17 protein-coding genes and 1 pseudogene are annotated in these 21,076 nt (G+C 67.0%); 5 read left to right on the top strand and 13 right to left on the bottom strand.

Annotation, left to right across the window (positions count from 1 at the left end):
* Positions 1–287 precede the first annotated feature (287 nt).
* Complete coding sequence (locus tag ASD67_RS05405; protein ID WP_056347045.1) at positions 288–1,805, top strand: lipopolysaccharide biosynthesis protein; 1,518 nt, start codon at positions 288–290, stop codon at positions 1,803–1,805.
* Here ASD67_RS05405 and ASD67_RS05410 read toward each other — a convergent pair.
* Positions 1,790–2,215: a CBS domain-containing protein gene (locus tag ASD67_RS05410; protein ID WP_056344441.1), complete on the bottom strand. Its 426-nt coding sequence runs from the start codon at positions 2,213–2,215 to the stop codon at positions 1,790–1,792. The two genes, ASD67_RS05405 and ASD67_RS05410, sit on opposite strands and share 16 nt — an antisense overlap.
* A 126-nt stretch (positions 2,216–2,341) precedes the next feature.
* Here ASD67_RS05410 and ASD67_RS05415 point away from each other — a divergent pair, with 126 nt between their 5' ends.
* The gene (locus ASD67_RS05415; protein WP_056344445.1) at positions 2,342–2,653 is read left to right on the top strand and encodes a hypothetical protein; all 312 of its coding nucleotides are present in this window, start codon (positions 2,342–2,344) and stop codon (positions 2,651–2,653) included.
* Complete coding sequence (locus ASD67_RS05420) at positions 2,640–3,017, top strand: acyl-CoA thioesterase (RefSeq protein WP_056344449.1); 378 nt, start codon at positions 2,640–2,642, stop codon at positions 3,015–3,017. The genes ASD67_RS05415 and ASD67_RS05420 overlap by 14 nt, the downstream gene beginning before the upstream one ends.
* 3 nt (positions 3,018–3,020) lie before the next feature.
* Here ASD67_RS05420 and ASD67_RS05425 read toward each other — a convergent pair whose 3' ends face one another.
* The 8 genes from ASD67_RS05425 to hisS all read right to left on the bottom strand — a co-directional run bounded on the left by ASD67_RS05425 (position 3,021) and on the right by hisS (position 13,901).
* Complete coding sequence (locus tag ASD67_RS05425; RefSeq protein ID WP_056344451.1) at positions 3,021–4,724, bottom strand: DUF4139 domain-containing protein; 1,704 nt, start codon at positions 4,722–4,724, stop codon at positions 3,021–3,023.
* 3 nt (positions 4,725–4,727) lie between these two features.
* Entirely contained in the window at positions 4,728–6,185 is a 1,458-nt protein-coding gene (locus ASD67_RS05430) for a DUF4139 domain-containing protein (protein WP_235535578.1), read from the bottom strand.
* A gap of 61 nt (positions 6,186–6,246) precedes the next feature.
* Positions 6,247–7,851, bottom strand: coding sequence for a DUF4139 domain-containing protein (locus tag ASD67_RS05435; RefSeq protein ID WP_235535646.1), 1,605 nt, complete (start codon positions 7,849–7,851; stop codon positions 6,247–6,249).
* Between the two features lie 19 nt (positions 7,852–7,870).
* On the bottom strand, positions 7,871–9,262 hold the full coding sequence (locus ASD67_RS05440) for a DUF4139 domain-containing protein (protein WP_056344457.1): 1,392 nt from the start codon (positions 9,260–9,262) through the stop codon (positions 7,871–7,873).
* A gap of 222 nt (positions 9,263–9,484) precedes the next feature.
* Entirely contained in the window at positions 9,485–10,363 is an 879-nt protein-coding gene (locus ASD67_RS05445; protein WP_056344460.1) for a DUF4167 domain-containing protein, read from the bottom strand.
* Between the two features lie 257 nt (positions 10,364–10,620).
* The gene (gene prmC, locus ASD67_RS05450) at positions 10,621–11,466 is read right to left on the bottom strand and encodes a peptide chain release factor N(5)-glutamine methyltransferase (protein WP_056344465.1); all 846 of its coding nucleotides are present in this window, start codon (positions 11,464–11,466) and stop codon (positions 10,621–10,623) included.
* A complete protein-coding gene (gene prfA, locus ASD67_RS05455; protein ID WP_056344467.1) occupies positions 11,459–12,526 on the bottom strand; it encodes a peptide chain release factor 1 in 1,068 nt (355 codons plus the stop codon). Before prfA ends, prmC begins: the two co-directional genes overlap by 8 nt.
* A 118-nt stretch (positions 12,527–12,644) precedes the next feature.
* Positions 12,645–13,901: a histidine--tRNA ligase gene (gene hisS, locus ASD67_RS05460; protein ID WP_056344470.1), complete on the bottom strand. Its 1,257-nt coding sequence runs from the start codon at positions 13,899–13,901 to the stop codon at positions 12,645–12,647.
* Positions 13,902–14,236: 335 nt separating this feature from the next.
* Between hisS and ASD67_RS05465 the strand changes: the two genes are divergently transcribed.
* Together ASD67_RS05465 and ppa are read left to right on the top strand one after the other, a co-directional pair.
* Entirely contained in the window at positions 14,237–16,165 is a 1,929-nt protein-coding gene (locus ASD67_RS05465; RefSeq protein ID WP_056344473.1) for a M61 family metallopeptidase, read from the top strand.
* Positions 16,166–16,399: 234 nt separating this feature from the next.
* Entirely contained in the window at positions 16,400–16,936 is a 537-nt protein-coding gene (gene ppa, locus ASD67_RS05470) for an inorganic diphosphatase (protein WP_056344474.1), read from the top strand.
* A 108-nt stretch (positions 16,937–17,044) separates the two neighbouring features.
* Here the strand turns inward: ppa and ASD67_RS05475 are convergent, their stop codons facing one another.
* From ASD67_RS05475 to ASD67_RS23620, 4 genes and pseudogenes are all read right to left on the bottom strand, one after another.
* A complete protein-coding gene (locus ASD67_RS05475) occupies positions 17,045–17,971 on the bottom strand; it encodes a mechanosensitive ion channel family protein (protein ID WP_056344477.1) in 927 nt (308 codons plus the stop codon).
* Positions 17,968–19,173, bottom strand: coding sequence for a cystathionine beta-lyase (gene metC / locus ASD67_RS05480; RefSeq protein WP_056344480.1), 1,206 nt, complete (start codon positions 19,171–19,173; stop codon positions 17,968–17,970). Before metC ends, ASD67_RS05475 begins: the two co-directional genes overlap by 4 nt.
* A gap of 53 nt (positions 19,174–19,226) precedes the next feature.
* Positions 19,227–20,066: a 3-mercaptopyruvate sulfurtransferase gene (gene sseA / locus ASD67_RS05485; RefSeq protein WP_056344483.1), complete on the bottom strand. Its 840-nt coding sequence runs from the start codon at positions 20,064–20,066 to the stop codon at positions 19,227–19,229.
* Between the two features lie 183 nt (positions 20,067–20,249).
* A pseudogene (locus tag ASD67_RS23620) lies at positions 20,250–21,076 on the bottom strand (hypothetical protein); the annotation flags it as partial.

A 21,076-nucleotide genomic window follows, 5' to 3' on the forward strand; every position in this document is an offset into this window, starting at 1 on the left:
AAAGCTGCAAGACCCAGGGCCGCCGCCCACATGTCCCTTCATCGACAATCACAATTTCAAAGAGCCACCGACAAGAAATGGCGGACAGTTGTCGTTCCCCGCTATTGCTATCGGGGGACATCTGTCCGTATCTGTTGGCGACCGGGTGGTTCGTGGCGTTTGGCGCCGCGCCCCGTCCGGTGAACAGGCCTCTAGGCCCCTCTCTGATTCGCGTCAACAACCTTTTTGCAATTTTGTTTCAAAAGATGATCAGCGGATCGGGAAAGCCCCGGTTCGAGAAGGATGAATTGGTGACCAAACCCGCAGAAAACAAGGCCGGAGCGGCGGAAACGGAAAATGCCGCCGCATTCGGCAGCCGTGTGCGCAGCGCGGTAATCTGGCGATCGGGCAGCCAAATCCTCGCGCAGATCATCACCTGGGGATCGACCCTGGCCGTCATTCGGCTGCTCGATCCCGCGGATTACGGCCTTTTTGCCATGACTCAGGTGATTCTCGCCTTCCTCGCCTTCCTCAATGGCTATGGATTCGCGAGCGCGCTCGTTCAGTCGGAGCAGCTCGATCCCTTTCGCGTCCGCCAGGCGTTCGGGCTGCTTCTGCTCCTGAATGGGCTGCTGGCGGCGATCCAGTTCTTCGGCGCCCCGCTCGCCGCGGCCTATTATGGCCAGCCGATCGTCGCCGACCTCTTGCGCGTCCAGGCGCTGATCTTCCTCGCGACCCCGTTCATCGCGCTGCCCGAGGTGATGATGAGCAGGGCGCTCGATTTCAGGAAACAGGCGTTCGTCAATCTCGCCGCCGCGCTGGTCGGCGCCGGCACCGCGCTCGGCTGCGCGCTGTCGGGTTATGGCGTGTGGACCCTGGTCTATGCGCCGATCGCGCTGTTCTGGACCCGCGCGATCGGACTCACCGTCGCGGCGCGGCTTCTGGTGTGGCCGAGTTTCGACTTTCGCGGCTGCGGGCAGATCATCGCCTTCGGCTCGGCGGTGCTCGCCTCGCACTTCTTCTGGCTGGTCCAGACGCAGGCCGACATCTTCATCGCCGGCCGCCGATTCGATCCGCATGCGCTGGGGCTTTATGCCGAGGCGCTGTTCCTCGCGCAGATCTTCGTCTCGAAATTCGTGCCGCCGCTCAACGAGGTCGCCTTTCCCGCCTATGCGCGAATCCAGGGCGACAAGAGCGCGGTGCGCTGGAACTTCCTGAAAGCCGTGCGCCTGCTGATGCTCGTGCTCGCCCCCGCCTATGCGGGACTCGCGGTCACCGCGGCGCCGCTGGTCGAAACGGTGTTCGGGCTGAAATGGCTCGGCATGGTGCCCTATGTCCAGATTCTCGCGCTCGCGCTGCTGGTGATGACGGTGCAGATTCTCTTCGCGCCGGTGACCAACGCGCTCGGCCGTCCGGGAATCGCGATGAAGGCGTCGCTGTGCGGCGCGATTCTCTTTCCGGTCGCCTTTCTTGTCGGCGCGCAGTTCGGGTTGATCGGGCTCGCCTGGGCGTGGCTCGTCGCGATGCCGCTGCTGCTGATCGTCACCGCGCGGCTGTCGGCGCCGGTGATCGGGGTGACGCTGGCCGACATCGGCCGCGCGGTGCTGCCGGGCCTCGCCCCCGCGCTGGTGATGGCGGTCGCGGTCGGGCTGATCGAGCGCGCGCTGCCCGCGGGCATGGCCGCGCCGCTGCGCCTCGCGATTCTCGTCGGGGCGGGCGGGCTGATCTATCCCGCCCTGCTATGGCTGCTGGAGAAAGAGGCGATCGCCGAGATCCGACGCCTCATATTGCGCCGCCCGGCGGTCGCGACTCAGGACGCGATATAGTCCCTCATCGCCGCCGCCTCGGCCTCGATCCGGTCGATGCGATATTTGACGAGGTCGCCGATCGACACGAATCCGACGAGTCGGCCGCCGTCGACCACCGGCAGGTGGCGAATGCGCTTCTGCGTCATCTGCGACAGCGCGCCCATCACCGCGGTGTTCGATTCGCAGGTCACCGGCGATTTGGTCATCACCTCGTCGAGCGTGCGGTCGAGCGCCTCGGTGCCATAAGAGGAAAGCAGGCGAACCAGATCGCGTTCGGAAAAAATGCCGACGATCGCGTCATTTTCCATCACCGGCACCGCGCCGATTCGATTTTGCGCGAGCAGATCGACCACCGCACGCACATTGTCTTCCTTGCGCGCCGAAATCACCGCGCCGGTCCTTCCGTGGAGAATCGCTCCGATCGTCATGCCTTGCCGCTCCCCATGTCGCTCTGTCAGGAAAACAATCTATCATGATTCGCACGCAGGGTGAAACATCCTGCCGCAAGCCATTGCCGCTTGGCCTTGCCGCCGCGCTGGTCCATGGATGCGGCCATGGTCAAACCCTCGCCGCTCGACAATCGCGATACCTCGGCTATCGCCTGGGGGCGCTATCGCCGGCTGATGCTCGGCATGGCGCTGGTCTCGACCCTCGCGGTGATTTGTGCGCTGCTGTACCTGCACGCCACGCTGCCGCACGGGCTGACCATCCACATGATCATCGCCACCACCGCGGGCGTCGGCCTGTCGGTGATGCTCGGCGCGGCGCTGATGGGGCTGGTGTTCCTGTCGAGCGGCAGCGGGCATGACGAGGCGATCGAGGACCCGTTCGAAAATGATCCGGAAATGAAGAATGACAAACCCTGACCGCGACCCGATCCTGCGCGTCGTCCCCGCGCCCGCCGACATCAACAGCAACGGCCATATCTTCGGCGGCTGGGTGCTCAGCCAGATGGACATCGCCGGCGGCATCGTCGCGGCGCGAATCGCCCAGGGACCGACCGCGACCGTCGCGATCGAGGCGATGGAATTCATCGCGCCGATCCTGCTGCGCGACATCATCTCGGTCTATGCGCATCTCGAACGGCGCGGTCGCACGTCGATGGGCATCCGAATCGAAGTGATCGCGTCGCGCGGCCGCGGCGAGGAGCAGGTGAAGGTCACCGAAGGCCTGTTCACTTTCGTCGCGCTCGACGAGAATCACCGGCCGCGCGCGCTGCCGCCGGCCTAGGACCTAAGGTTCCTCGGGCTCTTCCCAATCATCCTGGTTGTCGGCGCCGATTCGCGCCACTTCGCGCACGCGATAGTCGATAGTCCGTTTCCCGTCGGCGGGAACCGTCACCGACCAGATCCGCTTGCCGTCGCGCACCCGTGTCGCACGGCTGATCTTGTCGACGACATAGTCGAGGTCGTTCTCGAAGCTGATCTCGACCGGTTCGTCACTCTCGCCGAAATTCTCGACCGTGATGCGGTACCGCGTCCAGTCGTCGCCCGAATCGAGCGTGTCCTGGTCGGTGTCGACATCGCTGTCGTCCTGGTCGGGCAGTTGCAGGTCGATCAGCTCGCCGACCGCCTTGTCCTTCACATTCGTCTCGGCAACGAGCATCGGTTCGCCGAGTCGGCGCTGGAACAGCGCGACCTGTCCGCCGGGCATCGGTTCGGCGAGCGGCCCGCCCTTCCTGTTGTCGATGCGCAGCACCGGGTCGGTGTAATCGTTGAAATTGTCGCCCCTGACCGCAAAGACATGGAGCATTTGCGCCGCGACCCCGGGCTTTTCGAGGAAGGCGATCTGCTTGCGGCTTTGCGCACCGAGCGTCGTCGGCTGCGGCACGCGATATAATTTATAGTCGCCGATATCCTCGCGCGGCGCGATTCGCGATCCGGTGACGACGATCTCGCCGCAGCCATCGTCCTCGCCGCAGCCACCCCCACCGCCGCCATAGAAAAAGCCGACCGAATATTCGGGCCGGTACGCCGGCAGGTCCTGCGGCCCGAACAGGCGCGGATTATAGGAACCGCCGCCGGTGCTGCCCCGCGGCCAGCAACTGAACCAGACCTCGATATTGTCGGGGTTCCACGGATCCTTCTCCGCTTCCTCTTGCCGCCGTTGCTCCTCTTCCCAGTCCTTCTCGTCGTCGGCGACCGGGGCCTGGCGGAAAAAGGCGATGCGCCCCGCGATCACCGCCATGTCGGCGCCGACGAAGCTCGTCGAATCGCCGCTCGCGACGGTCAGCCAGGCGAAGAGATCGACCGATTCGGCATCGGCACCGATCTCGCCGACATAGTTCGACTGCCAGTCGAAATTATTGGCGAGATAGGTGAGCTCGAGCTTGGTCCGCCCGCCCGGCTGGTCGCCGAGCGTCATCGACAGCGTCGGCACCGGGTTCAGCCCCGCCGGCACCGCGTCATAGAGCAAGGTTTCGGAGAGGCCGCTGCATTGCACCGCCTCGAACCCGCCCTTGCGTTCGACGATCAGTTCCTCGGGACCCGAACGGATGCGCACCCGCTCGAAACGCGCCTTGCCGGTCGCACGGTCGGTGGTGCGCAGCAGCACCTGCTGCCCGGTCAGCGCGTCGAGCAGGCCGCGCTGCGACAGCAGGCGCCGGTCGTAATTTTTCTCGCGCGGTTTGCCGCCGCCGCGCAGCAGCGCCGATTCGGGCAGGATGCTGCTCGACACCCCTTCGAATCGCACCGTCACCGGTCCAGGCGGCAGGTCGACGGTGCGTGTCTCGCGAATCAACGCAAAGCCGCCGAGCGGTTCTTCCTCGTCGGGCGACGGCAGCCGCGAGTCGGTATCGCGGTTCGGGTCGCGATAGAGGCTGATCGCGACATGGTCGGGCCTTGGCGAGGCGACGACCGGCGGATCGGCGGCGCGCGCAGGCCCGGCCGCGAACATCGCGGCGGCGATCAGCAGCAAGGCGAACGCCCCGCCCCGCATCGCTCAGTTCAGCGTGTCATACTGGACGGTCAGTTCGGTGCGTCCGTTCGCGGGCACCGTCACCAGCCATTTGCGGCTTTCCAGCATCTGGTCCTTTTCGGCGGCGATGCTCTCGAACGGCACCCGCGTGTCGTTGGCATAGCTGTTGAGCCCGTTCTGGGTGAACTCGACCGTCACCGGCTGCGACCGCGCGTTGGTGAAGATATAGCGCATATGGGTGCGCCAATAATTGCGCTTCACGTCGGTCTCGGTGACCGTGACGACACCATTCTTGCGCACGCGGGTCGTGCTGCTGCGCGTCCAGTCCTCCTCGGTCAGCTTCTCGCGCTTTTCGAGGATCGCCTGATATTTGACGTCGAAGGCCTTGCCGGTGGCGAGCGACAGCGTCGATCCCGCAGTGGTGTGGCCGATATAGCTCTCGCCGACGAACTGCGCCGCGCCGCGCGCATCCTTGACGTAAAGCCGCACCGACCCGGCCGGCATCGCATCGCCGACCCCGCCCTTGCCGGTCGAGAAACGATAGGTCGCGAGCGCGCTCTGCGCCTCGTCGCTCGTCGTGAAACGATCGGCCGAGGCCGCATAGCCGCGCGTCGCGGGCACCGCCATCGCATCGAGGAAGGCGATCTGTTTCTGCTGCGCGCTCGCGATCGTCGTGCGGTCGGCCATCGGATAGGCGTACATGTCGGCGAGCGCTTCGGCCTTCGCGCTCTCGGTCCCGGCGCTGGTCAGCGCCGCGGGTTCGCCATCATTGCCGCTGCGCGACCCGCGCCGCACCCCGATCTGCTCGCTCGCGACGAGCAGCAATTTGGCGTTGGCGAAACCGGTGCCGCTGTTGTTCTTCAGCGTCACCCAGCCCTGCAGATCCATCGCCTTCGCCGCCTCGTCGTAGAGCGCGACATAGTCGGCGCGCCAGCTCAGCCCTTCGGACAGATAGCGCAGGGTCAGCGGGCGGGCGCCCGCGCTCTTGCTGTCGACCGTCACCGACAGCGTCGGCCGCGCACGCAAATTGGTCGGGATGCCGTCGAAGATCACCCGCACCGGCAGATTGTCGTCGCGCAAAATCTCGATCCGTCCGCCGATATCGAGCACCACCCCGCCGTTGACCGCGAGCACCTTCGCCCGCTCGCGCAGCTCGGCGCCGGTCGCGGGGTTGGTGCGGATCAGCGTGATCTCCTGCCCCACCGCCTTTTGCATCATCGCCGTGGGGGAAAGCAGGTCGAAATCGAAATTCTGCTCGACGATCTCGAGTCCCGTGCCGACGAGGCTCACCGTCTCGGGCCGGATGCGGCTCGACACGTCGGGAAATTCGAGCTTCGCTTCGCCCGCGGGCAGATTCGTCTGCCGCGTGTCGGTGACCAGCGCGAGTTCGCCGCTATAGATGGTCACCGCGACATCGCCCTGCCCGCCGGTGCTCACCACCTGCTGCGCCGCCGCGGGGCCCGCCATCGCAAGGCCCGCCATCAGCAGACCCCATGTCCTCGACCCACAAGCCATCGCGACCTCTCCCCCTGTATCTCTGTCGTCAGCGCATCTTCTGCCGGAACGTCTGGACCACGCTGTCGTTCGCGGGCACCCGCACCCGCCACACCCAGCTCGACCCGCGCCGTTCCCATGTCGTGGGTTCGGGGTCGATCGCGAAGGGAATCAGGATTTCGAGCTCGGCGTCGAAGGGCCGCGCATTGGTCAGCGTCACCTGCCAGTCCTGATATTCGCCCTTTGGCCCGCGACCGGTGATGACGCTATTATATTGCACCGCCGGGCTGAGCCCGAGTTCATAGTCGACGCGTTCGCCCTTCGCCTTGTCGCCGATCCGCGCCTCGCCGACGAGCAATCGCCGGCCCGCGACCGTCTCGAACACCGAAGCCGCGCCGGCGGGCAAGGCCAGCCCGAGGCCGTCCGACTCGCGATTCTGCACGCGCAGCATCATCGTCAGCGGCTGCACGCGCCCGGCCATCCAGTCATAGAGGATGGTGGTATAGAGCTGCTCGACCGCGACCTTATCCTTGATCAGCAGCGCGACCTGCTTCTGCGACTTCGCCGACACGTCGACGCGGAACGGGATGCGATAGAATTTGAGGTCGCCCAGATCCTCGGCGGGCGGCGGCGGGGGCGGCGGCGGTGCGGGGGGAGGCGGCGGGGGTGGCGCCATGACGGGCATCGCGGTCCGCGCATAGCCGGCGCGATTCGCGGTCACCATCACCTCTTCGGCATAATCGGCGGTCGGCTCGATGATCGGCGGCAGCTCCCAAAAGGGACGCGTGCTCGTGATGTCCATCGGCCAGCATTTGAGCTGCAACGCCCCCGGCGGGGTGCGCGGCAGCGGCGCGCGATAACCCTTGTTGAGCCGCCCCGCGATCACGTTCAATTGCGCGTTCGGAAAGCTCGTCACCCCGCCGTTGGCGACGGTGATCCAGCCGGTGATCCCCAGCGCCTTGCCGTCGCCGGCGCGGTCGACGACATAGTTCGCCGCCCAGTCGAAGCCTTCGGACAGATAGACGAGCTGCAAGGTCACCGTCCGCGCCCGCGCGCTTTCGATGAGGATCGACAGCGTCGGTTTCGCCGACAGGTCCTTGGGCACGCGGCCATAGAGCATGCGCTCGGGCAGCCCCGCACAGCCGAGCGCCTCGAAGCCCGCATCGGTCTGCAGGATCACCCCGCCGGTCGGCCCCGCCTGGATGATCGCCTGCTGCTCGCGGACCTTGCCGGTCTTGCGGTCGGTGCGGCGCAGCGTGACGCTGCGCTTGAGATACGCATCGACCAGCCCGGCGGGCGACAGCAACCGCGCATCGCGATTCTTCTCGCGCACCCCGTCGGGCATTCCCGACACGACGGCGGTTTCGGGCAGCAATCCCTCGGACACCCCCTCGAAGCGCAGCACCGACGACCCGGCGGGCAGCGTCACGACGCGCGTCTCGGTGACCAAAGCGAAGCCCTGCGGCCAGTTGGGGTTGATCGGACCGCCGCCGCGTTGGGGGGCGCGATAGACGGTGACCGCGACATCCTTCAGCTGCGACGACACCACCACGGGCGCATCGGGCCGCACCGGCGGCGCGGGCAGGCTCGCCCCCTGCTGTGCCGCCAGCGGCGTCGCGACCAGCGCGGCCAGCAAGGCCGGGATCAGGCGCATCACGCGCACGGCCCGGTCCTCAGTAGCGCGAGTCGAAGGTGGCGGTGACTTCGGTCTTGCCGTTCGCGGGCACCGGCACCGCCCATTCGACGCGGTCGGCCGAGACGCGATTGCTCTTCAGGCTTTCGTCGGTGATGCGGACGTCGCCCCACAGCCCCGATTGCGCGAGATCGACCGTCACCGGTCCCGGCCGCGCATTGGTGACGACATATTTCATCTTGGTCACCCAGCGCGAATCGCTCTTGCGGGTGCGCGACACCACCGTCGACTGGATCTTGACGTCGAACGCGTCGCCGGTGCGCAGGGTCATCGACGATCCCATCGGGGTGTGGCCGATCTGGTTCTCGCCGATGAACTGCGGGTCGCCGCGCGCGTCGCGCATATAGACGCGGATCGTTCCCGCGGGCAGCTGGTCGCCGAGCCCGCCCTTCGCCGAGGTCGAGAATCGCAACACGCTCGCCGCGCTCACCGGCTCGGTGCTGCTGCCCAGCCAGCCGTTGACATATTCATAGGTCGAGCGCGCCGGCGCGCCCTTCACGTCGAGGAAGCTCACCTGTTTCTGCTGCGCATTGGCGATCGTCGTGCGTTCGGCGAGCGGATAGAGATAATAGTCGCCGAGCCGCTCGCGCGTGCTCGTCTCGGTCCCCGCCTCGTCGAGCGCGCCGGTGAGCTGTGAAAAACCGCCGCCGCCGCCCGGGCTGCCCGCCACCAGCAGCGTGCGCGCATTGGTAAAGGTCGTGCCGGTCGAATTGGTCAGCGTCACCCACCCCTGCATGTCCATCGCGCCCTTGGCGGCGTCGAACAAGGCGACATAGTCGGCGGTCCAGCCGAGGTTGGGGGTGAGGTAGGAGAGCCGCGCCGGCACTGTGCCCGCATTCTCGGCCTGCACCGTCACCGACAGCGTGGGGCGCGCGCGCAAATTGGGCGGCAGCCGGTCGAACACCGCGCGCACCGGCAGGCCGTCGTCGCGCAGCACCTCGATCCGCTCGCCGATCTGCAGCACGATTCCGCCGTTCGCCGCGAGCACCTTGGCGCGTTCGCTGCGTTCGGCGCCGGTCGCGGGGTTGGTGCGGACGAGGGTGATCGACTGGCCGACCGCCTTGTCCATCAGCTTGTCGGGGGTGAGCAGGTCGAAGTCGAAATTCTGCTCGACGATCGCCAGCCCGCCGCCCGACAGCGTCACCGTCTCGGGCCGGATGCGCGCCGACACGTCGGGAAATTCGATGCGGTTGCGCCCGGCGGCGACTGCCAGCTGGCGGTCGTCCTGCACCAGCGACTGGCCATTGTTATAGATGGTGACCGCGACATCGCCCTGCGCCGTGGCGCCCGGGTCCTGTTGCGCCGCGGCGGGAAGCGAAAGCCATGGAGCGACGGCGGCTCCCAACAGGCAAGTCTTTGCCAAAGCGCGCATAATCGCTCTCCCCCATATGGTTGTCGGGGCAGAGGCTATGTCAGTTCGTGGCGATTGGCCAGCGCGAAAATGGTGACCCATTCTCGCTTCGTCACCCCGGACTTGATCCGGGGTCCCGCCGATCTGCGGAAAGGCGCGACGGTCAAAAAGCGGGACCCCGGGTCGAGCCCGGGGTGACGACAATTTCAGCCGTCACATCCCGTCACAAGGCGGCGCCGCGGATTATTCGGCCGCTTCGACGTCCGAGCTGCGTGCCGCGAGCGTGCGGCGCTTGCGCGGCTTCGGCGCGGCTTCGGCGGCCTCGGCCTCGTCGGCTTCGGGAGCCGGAGCGGGGCGGCCGATCGCGGGCGGCAGCACGGCGCTGTCGATCCCGGCGCCACCCTCGTCCTCGTCGCGCGGGCGGCGCGGGCTGCGGCGCGGGGCGCGCGCCGGCTTGGCTTCCGCCACCACGGCGTCCTCGTCGCGGGCTTCGACTTCGACGCGCTCGCGCTCAGGACGTTCCGGCCGTTCGGAACGCTCGGCGCGCTCGCGCACCGGCTGGCGGTTGCCGCGATTGTCGTCATTCTCGTCACGACGGTTGCCGCGATTCTGGTTGCGGTCGCCCCGGTCGCCACGGTCGTTGCGCTCGCCACGGTCGTTGCGATCATTCCGGTCGCCGCGCTCGCGGTTGTCGCGCTCGCCGCGATTGTCCTCGCGCTCGCCGTCGCTGTCGCCCTGGCCCTCGTCGAGGTCGGTGTCGTCATGCGCGTCGAAATCCTCGACCCCGCGCACTTCGCGATGGCGGTCGTTGCGATCGGGCTGGCCGCCGTTCTTTTCTTCCTGGCGGGCGCGGAAATCGCTGTGCACGCGGAAATAATGATCGGCGAACTGCAGATAATATTCGGTCTGCACCCGGTCGCCCGAAAGCTGGGCGTCGCGGGCGAGATTCTTGAATTTCTCGATCATCTGCGCTGCGTTGCCGCGCGCACGGCTGTCGATGCGATTGGCCTGGTCGGTACCACCACGGCCGCCACCCGATTGCGGGCGATTGTTGTTGTTATTGTTGTTGTTACGGCCGCGACGGCGACCGTTTTGCCGGTTGTTCATGTTCAACTGAGACATCCTGTCGAAAAGCTCTAAGCTATGCCAACCCCTTTTGGCCGACCGCGCATCTTGCGCGTCGTGCCCGCGCTCCCTTGCGCGGCTCTTCCGTGTTACCGCTTGCGCGAGACACCTTGTCCCGCACCAGCATCGTAAATGGGAAGCAGACCCGCCGGACCAGTATCGGTGCGCCGCACCGCCAAAGGGACCCTGATCAGGCCTGTACGCCGCCCCTACCTCGCTTTGGGCACGAAACCAAGCGATTTCTTGGTCGCGCCTCAGCGCGCCAGGGTCAGGTTGAGGGCGCGGTCGCGGCCACCTAGGTCCTGGCGGCATCGGACGGCGAAACCGGCCGCTTCGGCCAGCTTCCTTACGGACATATGCTGGGTCGCCCCGATTTCAAGGACCGCAAGACCGCCCGGCGCGAGCAGGCGCGGCAGGTCGGGGATGATCCGGCGATAGTCGCCCAGCCCGTCGACGCCCGCGAACAGCGCTTCGGCGGGTTCATGCTCGGCGACATCGGGCATCAGAATTTCGCTGTCGGCGATATAGGGCGGGTTGCAGAGGATCAGGTCGAAGGAGCCATCGATGCCGTCGCCCCAGTCGCCCGACTGAAAGGCCGTGCGATCGGCCATGCCCAGCTCCTCGGCATTGTCGCGCGCAAAAGCGAGCGCAAATTCGGACGCATCGACGCCCAGCCCGGTCGCGTGCGGGAACTCGCTCAGCACGGCAAGCAGCAGCGTCCCCGGCCCGGTCCCCAGATCGAGAATCCGCGCGGGTGCGCTCGCCCCGAAATGCGCGACCGCGGCCTCGATCAACGTCTCGCTATCGGGACGCGGGATCAGCACGCCGGGGCCGACCTCGATGCGGATCGTCCAGAAATCGCGATAGCCGAGGATATAGGCGATCGGCTCATGCGCCATCCGCCGCGCGATCAGATGGGCATAAAGTTCGGGGACTTCGTAACGCGCGGGATCGAGCAGCAGCGCGGACCGCTCGACCCCCAGCGCCTGCGCCATCAGCAATTCGGCATCGAGCCGCGGCGTGTCGCTGATGCCCGTAAGCAGGTTCGTCGCGGTGCGCAGCGACTCCGCGACGCCCGCGAAAGTCGGCGTCTCAGTCACCCAGCCCCGCCAGCCGCTGTGCCTGATCCTCGGCGATCAGCGCGTCGACCAGTTCGTCCATCGCACCTTCCAAAATCTCGGGCAGGCGATGGAGCGTCAGGTTGATGCGGTGATCGGTCACCCGGCCCTGCGGGAAATTATAGGTGCGGATGCGCTCCGACCGGTCGCCCGAGCCGACCATCGACTTGCGCGCCGACGCCTCGGCACTGTGGATCTTCTCGCGCTCGAGATCGTAGAGCCGCGCGCGCAGCACCTGCATCGCCTTGGCGCGGTTCTTGTGCTGGCTGCGCTGGTCCTGCTGGATCACCACGAGTCCCGAGGGAATATGCGTGATGCGGATCGCCGAATCGGTCGTGTTGACATGCTGCCCGCCGGCACCCGACGCACGATAGATATCGACCTTCAGGTCGCTGTCGGCGATCGCGACATCGACCTCTTCGGCCTCGGGCAAAACCGCGACGGTCGCGGCGCTGGTGTGAATGCGCCCGCCGCTTTCGGTCACCGGCACACGTTGCACCCGATGCACGCCGCTTTCGAACTTCAGCTTGGCGAACACCCCCTGCCCCGAAACGCTCGCGACGACTTCCTTATAGCCGCCGACCTCGGTCTCGTTCGCCGAGATCACCTCGACCTTCCAGCCCTGCCCGTCGGCGTAGCGGCTGTACATGCGCAGCAGGTCGCCCGCGAACAAAGCCGCCTCGTCGCCGCCGGTCCCGGCGCGGATTTCAAGCATCGCCGCGCGCTCGTCGGCGACGTCCTTGGGCAGCAGCTTGATCGCAAGGTCATGCTCGGCGGCGGGCAAGGCCTCTTCGACCGCCGCGAGTTCCTCGGCCGCCATCGCCTTCATCTCGGGATCGGTCAGCATCTCGCCGAGCGACTCCCGTTCGCTGCGCAGCCGCACCACTTCGCGCGCCGCGCCGGCGACGGGTTCGAGCTCGGCAAACTCCTTCGACGCCGCGACGAAATCGGCGGGCGCCATGTCCCCCGTCGCCATGCGCGCCTGCAAGGCGGCGTGGCGTTCGATGATGGCGTCGATCTGGCGGGCGGAAACGGAGGTCATGAATTCACCCCAACCCCGTCATCCCCGCGAAGGCGGGGATCCAGTGTTCCGACATTGCATGTCCAGCCAGCGTCCAAGCTGGATCCCCGCCTTCGCGGGAATGACGAAACAGGGTCCATCAAACGTTGTCCAGCGCCCGGACCAGCGCCTCGACCGCCTTTGCCCGGTCGCCGTCGCCGCGCACATTGACATGCGGCGCGTCGTCGCGCGTGCCGACCGACACCAATGCGTGCGCCGGAATCTTGGCGGCCTTGTCGAAACGCTTGCGCGGCGACCCGGTCGCGACGATCTCGGCCGAGAAACAGCCATTGCGCAGCGCGGTGAGCGCCTGCATCGCGAGCGCCAGCCGCGCATCATCCTCGACCGCGATCACCGCATCGAGCCGGTTGTCGATGACATCGTCCGCCACCAACATCGCCAGCCGCTCGATCCCCGCGGCCCAACCAACCGCCGGCGTCGGCGGTCCGCCGAGCGCCTCGATCAGCCCGTCGTAGCGCCCGCCGCCGAGCACCGTCCCTTGCGCCCCCAGCCGGTCGGTGACGAATTCGAACGCGGTGTGGCGATAATAGTCGAGCCCGCGCACCAGCCGCGCGTTGCGCTCCCACGCGACCCCCGCGGCGTCGAGCCCCGCGGTCACGGCACCGAAGAAATCCTGCGCTTCGCTCGTCAAAAACGCGTCGATATCGGGCGCGCTGTCGGCGATCGGCCGGTCCTTCGGGTCCTTGCTGTCGAGGATACGCATCGGATTCTTGTCGAGCCGGGCAAGGCTGTCTTCGGACAGGTCGCCGCGATGCGCCTCGAAATGATCGACCAGCGCTGTCCGCCAGGCATCACGGCTTTCCGCATCGCCCAGCGTGTTGAGCGTCAGCGTCACGCCCTCGGCGATCCCCAGCTCCTTCAGAAGCTGATCCGCGAACACCAGCAGCTCGGCGTCGGCGAGCGGGCTGTCGCTGCCGAGCACTTCGGCATCGAGCTGGTGGAACTGGCGATAACGCCCCTTCTGCGGGCGCTCGTAGCGGAACAGCGGCCCATGCGTCGCGACCTTCAGCGGCGCATACTGCTGCCAGCCGTTGGTGACATAAGCGCGCGCAATGCCCGCGGTGAATTCGGGGCGCAGCGTGATCGACTCGCCGCCGCGATCCTCGAACGAATACATTTCCTTCGACACGACGTCGGTGGTCTCGCCAAGCGAGCGCGCGAACACCGCGGTCGGCTCGATCACCGGCACCTCGATCCGCTTATAGCCATAGAGCCGCCGCACGCGATCGAAGGTGTCGACGACATGCTGAAACCGGTCGGCGAAATCGCCGAGCATGTCCTGCGTGCCCCGAACCGGCTGCGGCGTGGCGATCTTGGCGGATTTGTCCTTGCTCATGGGCGCGGCGTCTAATCTTTTTTGGTCGAAAGGCAAAGGGCGGCATTGACCCCTTCTCCCCTTGAGGGAGAAGGATATGGAGGCTTGAGAGCGAAGCGAACTAGCCGCAGTTGGATGAGGGGTTGCGGGCGAAGCTCGCGCGGTCGCTTGCGACCGCAACCCCTCACCCAGCTTCGACTAGCCAGCAAGCTGCCAAGTCTGCGCAACCGGCGCGGGGTCGTCCAGTCCCCCGGACTGGACTTGGATTGCCGGGGGCAATCCAACCCCGCACCCCCTCAAGGGGAGAGGGGTCAAGCTCTGGACCTCTCAACCTTTTCACGGCAAAACGCGGCACCATGAAAAAACACCTGTTCGTCGCAGTCGCCCTGATTGCCCTCACCGCCCCCGCAGCCCATGCCCAGGAGGGCAACAGCCGCCCGCAACCGGTGGTCCAGCCGCTTACCATCCCGCTGCCCGCCGACCGCCCCTATCCGGGGACGATGTTGCTCAAGGTCGACGCGACCGACTATGCGCGCGGCATCTTCCATGTCCGCCAGACGATCCCGGTTCCGAAAGCCGGCAAAGTCACCTTGCTCTATCCGCAATGGCTGCCCGGCAAACATGCGCCGCGCGGCGCGATCGCCGAGGTCGCGGGGTTCAAGCCCACCGCGGGCGGCAAGCCGCTCGTCTGGACGCGCCAGCCGACCGACGTCTACGCCTTCGACATCGACGTGCCGCAGGGCGTGAAGAGCATCGACGTCGCCTTCGACTTCCTGTCGCCGACCCGCACCGCCGAAGGCCGCGTCGTCGTCACTCCGGCGATGATGAACCTGCAGTGGGAACAGGTCAGCTTCTATCCCGCGGGCTGGTTCACCCGCCAGATCCCGGTGCAGCTCGAGGTCAGCCTGCCCGAAGGCTGGACCGGCGCCGCCGCGCTCGACGGGTTGCAGGTCTCGAAGAACCGCTACAGCTTCGGCGTCACCAGCTATGAAAATCTGGTCGACAGCCCGATGTTCGCGGGGCGTTATTTTCGCCAATGGGCGCTCGGCAACGGCGTGACGCTCAACGTCGTCGCCGACGAGGAAAAATATCTGGGCGCCAGCCCCGACCATATCGCGCGCCACGCGGCGCTGGTGTCGGAGGCGGTCGCGCTGTTCGGCACCCGCCATTTCGACCGTTATGACTTCCTGCTCGCGCTCAGCGACGAACTCGGCGGCATCGGGCTCGAACATCACCGGTCGAGCGAGAACAGCCGCAACCCCGATTATTTCACCAAATGGGACGAGAATGACAGCGAGCGCGGGCTGCTCCCGCACGAGTTGGTCCACAGCTGGAACGGCAAATACCGCCGCCCCGACAAGCTGTGGACCCCCGATTACCGCACGCCGATGCAGGACAATCTGCTCTGGGTCTATGAAGGTCAGACGAGCTATTGGGACCTCGTCCTCGCCGGGCGGTCGGGCATGCAGTCGAAGGAGATGATCCTCGCCGAATGGGCGACCAACGCCGGTTTCTACAGCACCCAGGCGGGCCGCGCCTGGCGCTCGGTCGAGGATACGACGCTCGACCCGATCATCGCGGGGCGCAAGGCGCGCGCCTTTCCCAGCGCGACGCGGACCGAGGATTATTACAACGAAGGCGGGCTGATGTGGCTCGAGGCCGACATGCTGATCCGCACCGCCACGAACAATGCCAAAAGCCTCGACGATTTCGCGCGCGGCTTTTTCGGCGGGCGCGAGGGAGACTGGGGACAGTCGACCTATGATTTCGACGATGTCGTCGCGGCGCTGAACGCGGTCCACCCTTATGACTGGGCGAAATTCCTGCGCGACCGGATGCAGACCCCCGGCCGCCCGGCGCCGACCGCGGGGATCGAAGCGGCAGGCTATCGCCTCGTCTGGCGCGACGCGCCGAACGTCTATGACCGCGACCGCATGGCGCAGGCGAAGAATACCGACCTCACCCACAGCCTCGGCCTGATCATCGACAAGGACGGCGTCGCGGGCAGCATCGCATGGGACGGCCCCGCCTTTCGCGCCGATATCGTCAATGGGACAAAAATCCTCGCGGTCGATGGCGTCACCTACAACCGCGAGCGCATCGAATCGGCGATCCGTGCCGCGACCGACGGCAAGACTCCGGTGAAACTGCTCGTCGAGCGCGGCGGCCGCTATCGCACGGTCGAGATCGACTATCGCGGCGGCCTGCGCTGGCCGCATCTGGAAAAGGTGGGGACGGGGCCGGACTGGTTCGATCAGGTGCTGGCGACGAAACGGGCGCTTTAATATCCTCCCTGTCGCGAAGCGATGGGGAGGTGGCAGCCCGCAGGGCTGACGGAGGGGCCGACTCCGTCAGGCGGCGGTGCGGCGGCGNNNCCACCCTTCGCTTCGCGAACGGTCCCCCTCCCCATCGCTTCGCGACAGGGAGGATCGGGCGACGCGCCCCCTCTCCCGCCTTCCCTCCCCCGCCCCCAGGGTCTAAGGCGCCCCGCGAATCAAAAACCGAAAAGGACATCTCCCATGCGCATCGACCTGATCCCGGCCGGCGATAGCCCGCCCGACAGCCTGAACGTGCTGATCGAAGTGCCGATCGGCGGCGAGCCGGTGAAGTATGAGTTCGACAAGGCATCGGGCGCATTGTTTGTCGACCGGTTCCTGCACACCCCGATGCGCTATCCCGCCAATTACGGCTTCGTCCCGCATACGCTGGGCGAGGATGGCGACCCGCTCGACGCGCTGGTCGTCGCGCGCTCGCCGATCGTCGCGGGCGCGGTGGTCAAGTGCCGCCCGATCGGCGTGCTGTTGATGGAAGACGATGCCGGCGGCGACGAGAAACTGCTCTGCGTGCCGGTCAACAAGACCTTTCCCTATTATGCCGACGTCGCGAGCTACACCGACATGCCGCCGATCGTGCTCCAGCAGATCGAGCATTTCTTCACCCATTACAAAGACCTCGAACCCGGCAAATGGGCCAAGCTCAACGGCTGGGGCGATGTCGACGAGGCCAAGCGCATCATCGTCGAATGCATCGAACGCGCGAAGACGACGGGGTACTGAAACCCGACATTACGAGATCATTGTTCCCCGGCGAAAGCCGGGGTCCAATGCGGACCAATGCAGGCCTCGTGCAATGAAGCTGTGGGTCCCGGCTTTCGCCGGGGTGCATCAGGCGGGCGCTCCGCCCTCTGCCGCCAACACCCGCACATCGGTGCGCGGGTAAGGAATCCTTATCCCCGCTTCCTTGAAGCGGTCCCAGATCCCCAGAAACACCTCGCCCTGGATATTGCCCAGCCCCGCCTCGGGGTCGGAGATCCAGTAGCGCAGCTCATGTTCGACCGCGCGTTCGCCGAACGCCGTGATCCACACCACCGGTTCGGGGTCGGCCAAAATGCGCGGGTTCGCCTTCGCGGTCTCGACCATGATCGCCTGCGCCGCGCGCAGGTCGCAGTCATAGGCGACCGGCACGCGCATCCGCACCCGCACGTCGCGGCTCGAATAGCTCCAGTTCTCGACCGGCATCGTCATCAAAAGTTCGTTCGGGATCAGATGCTTCTTGCCGTCGCGGGTGACGACGCTGACCGCGCGGACCCCGATCTTGGCGACGCGCCCGACATTCGGCACGCCGTTCAGCGTCGCCGAACTCCCCATGCTCGCGCCGTCGCCGACGACGATCACATCGCCCGGCTTGATCGAGCGGTCCATCAGCAGGATGATCCCCGCGATCAGATTGCCGACCGTCTTTTGCAGCCCGAAGCCGATCGCGAGGCCCGCCGCGCCCGAAAAGACCGCAAGCGCGGTCAGGTCGATGCCGAGCAGGTCGATGCCGAACAGCAAAGCAAAGACGAACAGCGCGATCGCGATCAGCTTCTCGGTCAAGATACGCTGGGTCGCGTCGATATGGGTGTTGCGGCGCAGCACCCATTTGATCGCGCGCATCGCGAGCTTGACCGCGACATAGAGCAAAACCACAACGACGATCGTCGAGAACAGCCCATAGAGCGACAATCGGTACGAGCCGACGTCGATGCCGATCACCCGCATCGCCTCGACCGTGCGGCCGATACCGCCCTGCACGTCGGCGGCGATACTCATGCCGCCATCGCCGCGAAACCGCGTTCGAGGTCGGCGATCAGGTCGGCGGGGTCCTCCAGCCCGATCGACAGCCGCAGCAGCGGATCGGGATCGGTCCACACCGTCGCGGTGCGGATGTCGGCCGGGTTGCTCGGCACCACCAGGCTTTCATAACCGCCCCAGCTGAAACCGATGCCAAAGTGCGACAGCGCCTCGATGAAGCGTGTCCGCCCCGCCTCGTCACTGCCTTTCAGCGTGAAGCCGAACAGCCCGCTCGCGCCGGTAAAATCGCGCGCCCAGATCGTATGCCCCGGATCGCCCGCCAGCGCCGGGTGCAGCACCCGTCCCACGTCCGCGCGCGCCGCCAGCCATTCGGCGACCGCCAGCGCGCTCGCCTGATGCCGCGCCAAACGCACGTCGAGGGTGCGCAGCCCGCGCAACATCAGCGCGCAATCGTCGGGCGAGACCGCCTGGCCAAGCTGGTACGCCGCGCTGCGTAGCCGCGGCCAAACCGCCTTCGTCGCGGTCAGCGATCCCATCATCGCGTCGCTATGCCCGCCGACATATTTGGTCAGGCTCATCATCGTCACGTCGACGCCGTGCGCCAGCGCGGGGAACAGCAGCGGCGTCGCCCAGGTGTTGTCGAGCATCGTCAGCACCCCGCGCGCGCGCGCGACCGCGACGATCGCCGGAATATCCTGCACCTCGAAGGTCAGGCTGCCCGGCGATTCGAGGAAGATCAGCTTCGTCTCGGGCCGGATCAGCTCGGCGATCCCCGCCCCCACCAGCGGGTCATAATAGGTCGTATCAACGCCATAGCGTTTGAGCAGCCCGTTGCAGAAAGCGCGCGTCGGTTCATAGGCGCTGTCGACCATCAACAGATGATCGCCCGGCGCGAGCAAGGCCAGCATGCCCGCCGAATTGGCCGCGACCCCCGAGGGATAAAGCAGGGTGCCCTCGGCGCCCGGCTCCATTTCGGTCAGCGCATCGGCGAGCGCCCACACCGTCGGCGTCCCGCGCCGGCCGTAATAGAGCTTGTCATGCGTCGCATGGCCTCGCGCCTTCAGGTCGGCGATGCTGTCGTAAAGGATCGTCGACGCGCGCCACACCGGCGGATTGACGACGCCGCCGCCCAGCCGCGGGTCGCCCGTCCATTCGGGCCGCCGCCCGCCCTGCACCAGTTTCGTCGCGGGGCGGAGGCTGTCGTCGTCGCTCTTGCTCATGCCTCCCTGTTAGCGGAGCGCCGGACAAAATCCAGCACCCCGCCAAGACGGGCTCAAGCCGCGCCGGTCGCCTTGGGGGTCGCCGGGTCGGCGCCCCATTCGGTCCAGCTGCCGTCGTACACCGCGACATCGTCCTTGCCGAGCAGGTGCGCGCCGAACGCCACGACGGTCGCGGTCATGCCGCTGCCGCAGGTGGTCACCAGCGGCTTGTCGAGGTCGATCCCGGCGGCATCGAACGCCGCCTTCAGCGCATCGTCGCGCTTCCAGGTGCCGTCGGCGTTGAACAGCTCGCCGAACGGCAGGCTGCGCGAACCCGGGATATGACCCGGCGCGACGCCCGCGCGCGGATCGCGTTCCTCGCCGGTGAAGCGCGCCGCCGAGCGCGCGTCGACGACCTGTTCGGCGCCGCTGTCGACATTCGCCAGAACTTCGTCCTTGGTGCGCACCGCCTTGGCGTCGCGCCACACGGTGAAGTGGCGGTGGCGCAGCGTCTGCTTGCCCATTTCGAGCGGGCGGCCTTCGGCCTTCCACTTGGCGAGGCCGCCGTCGAGCAGCGCGACGTCGTGTGCGCCGAACAATTTGAGCAGCCACCAGCCGCGCGCCGCGCTCTTCAGCGGGCTGTCGTCGTAGAGCACGATGCGGCTGCCGTCGCCGAGGCCGAGCGACTGCATGCGGCTCGCGAATTTTTCGGCGGGCGGCGCCATATTGTCGACGTCGCTGTTCGGGTCGGTCAGTTCGGCGAGGTCCATGAACACCGCGCCGGGGATGTGGCCCGCCTCATATTCGGCGCGCGCGTCGCGATCCGCTTCGAGGAATTTCGTCGCATCGACGACCCGCAGGTCCGATGCCCCCAGTTCGCGTTCCAGCCAGTCGGTAGAGACCAAGGCGTCCATGTCATGCTCCTGTTACGACCCGGCGGGGAACCTGTTCCAATCCCTCCGCCAGCCATCCTGCTTTGCTCTTTCCGGGGAAGCACAGCCTATGTCTCCCCCCGCACTTTTTCAAGCACGGTGGCCATCTGCCTCAGCCGATGCTGCGCTGCAACACAAAAGGCGAAACGGCGCCAGAAAGCGCGCCTATTGGCTCCGCCGCACCGCGGTCGACCGCGAACCGGGCCGGTCGACGGCATAGGAAGCGCGATCGAGCGGCAGCGGCGCGAGCTTGTCGCTGTCGCTGGCCCCCGATTCGCGGCCGAGCACGAAGCTGCCCGCATTCTGGCCAAAGGCGTCGGCGTCGCCGTCCCAATGATAGGTGACGTCGAACGCCATCACCGGCACCAGCATCGGCTTGCCGCCGATCATCAGCGGCTCGACGATATGGCGCGGTAACATCGCCTCGGTGGTCAGCGCTTCGCCCGCCCCGACCTTGAGGATCATGTCGTCGCGCAGCACGCTGCCGCCCGCCCCGTCGAAGAAGCGCGCGAGCACCGGCTCGGTCATCGCCGACCCCTGGTTGAGCGCGATGCGCACCATCAGCCCGGTCGCGTCGGCCGATCCCTGGTTCATGATATTCAACGCGAAGGCGACCGCGACATGCTCGGGCGTGAAGCGGATCGCCTGCACCTCGAGCGCGATCGCCACCAGCGCGCGACGCTCGGGCGCGGGACGGGTGACGAGCGGCGACACACGCTGCGCCGCCTCGCCGCCGGAGAGTGTCGGCAGCACCGGCGCCCTGGGCGCGGCGGCGGGGGCGGCGGCGGGGGCGGGGGCGGGGGCGGGGGTCGGGACCGGCGCAGCGCGCGGCGCGGGGGTAGCGGGCGGCGCAGGCGCCGGGCGCGGCGCCTCGGCCGGCGGCGCGCTGCGCTCGACCGGCGCATCGCTCGCCAGCGCGGGGCGGCGGCGCCAGTACCAGAAACCGGCCGCGCCCGCCGCGACCAATGCGAGCAGCCAGGCCCAGATCGGCG

Source organism: Sphingopyxis sp. Root1497 (genome assembly GCF_001427085.1).
GTDB lineage: Bacteria > Pseudomonadota > Alphaproteobacteria > Sphingomonadales > Sphingomonadaceae > Sphingopyxis.

Coding starts and splice junctions, on each gene's coding strand:
- ASD67_RS05415 (WP_056344445.1), top strand. CDS start 2,342: ATGGTCAAACCCTCGCCGCTCGACAATCGCGATACCTCGGCTATCGCC.
- ASD67_RS05465 (WP_056344473.1), top strand. CDS start 14,237: ATGAAAAAACACCTGTTCGTCGCAGTCGCCCTGATTGCCCTCACCGCC.
- ppa (WP_056344474.1), top strand. CDS start 16,400: ATGCGCATCGACCTGATCCCGGCCGGCGATAGCCCGCCCGACAGCCTG.
- ASD67_RS05430 (WP_235535578.1), bottom strand. CDS start 6,185: ATGGCGGGCCTTGCGATGGCGGGCCCCGCGGCGGCGCAGCAGGTGGTG.
- ASD67_RS05435 (WP_235535646.1), bottom strand. CDS start 7,851: ATGCGCCTGATCCCGGCCTTGCTGGCCGCGCTGGTCGCGACGCCGCTG.
- ASD67_RS05420 (WP_056344449.1), top strand. CDS start 2,640: ATGACAAACCCTGACCGCGACCCGATCCTGCGCGTCGTCCCCGCGCCC.
- hisS (WP_056344470.1), bottom strand. CDS start 13,901: ATGAGCAAGGACAAATCCGCCAAGATCGCCACGCCGCAGCCGGTTCGG.
- ASD67_RS05475 (WP_056344477.1), bottom strand. CDS start 17,971: ATGAGTATCGCCGCCGACGTGCAGGGCGGTATCGGCCGCACGGTCGAG.
- ASD67_RS05445 (WP_056344460.1), bottom strand. CDS start 10,363: ATGTCTCAGTTGAACATGAACAACCGGCAAAACGGTCGCCGTCGCGGC.
- ASD67_RS05425 (WP_056344451.1), bottom strand. CDS start 4,724: ATGCGGGGCGGGGCGTTCGCCTTGCTGCTGATCGCCGCCGCGATGTTC.
- prfA (WP_056344467.1), bottom strand. CDS start 12,526: ATGACCTCCGTTTCCGCCCGCCAGATCGACGCCATCATCGAACGCCAC.
- ASD67_RS05440 (WP_056344457.1), bottom strand. CDS start 9,262: ATGCGCGCTTTGGCAAAGACTTGCCTGTTGGGAGCCGCCGTCGCTCCA.
- metC (WP_056344480.1), bottom strand. CDS start 19,173: ATGAGCAAGAGCGACGACGACAGCCTCCGCCCCGCGACGAAACTGGTG.
- sseA (WP_056344483.1), bottom strand. CDS start 20,066: ATGGACGCCTTGGTCTCTACCGACTGGCTGGAACGCGAACTGGGGGCA.
- ASD67_RS05410 (WP_056344441.1), bottom strand. CDS start 2,215: ATGACGATCGGAGCGATTCTCCACGGAAGGACCGGCGCGGTGATTTCG.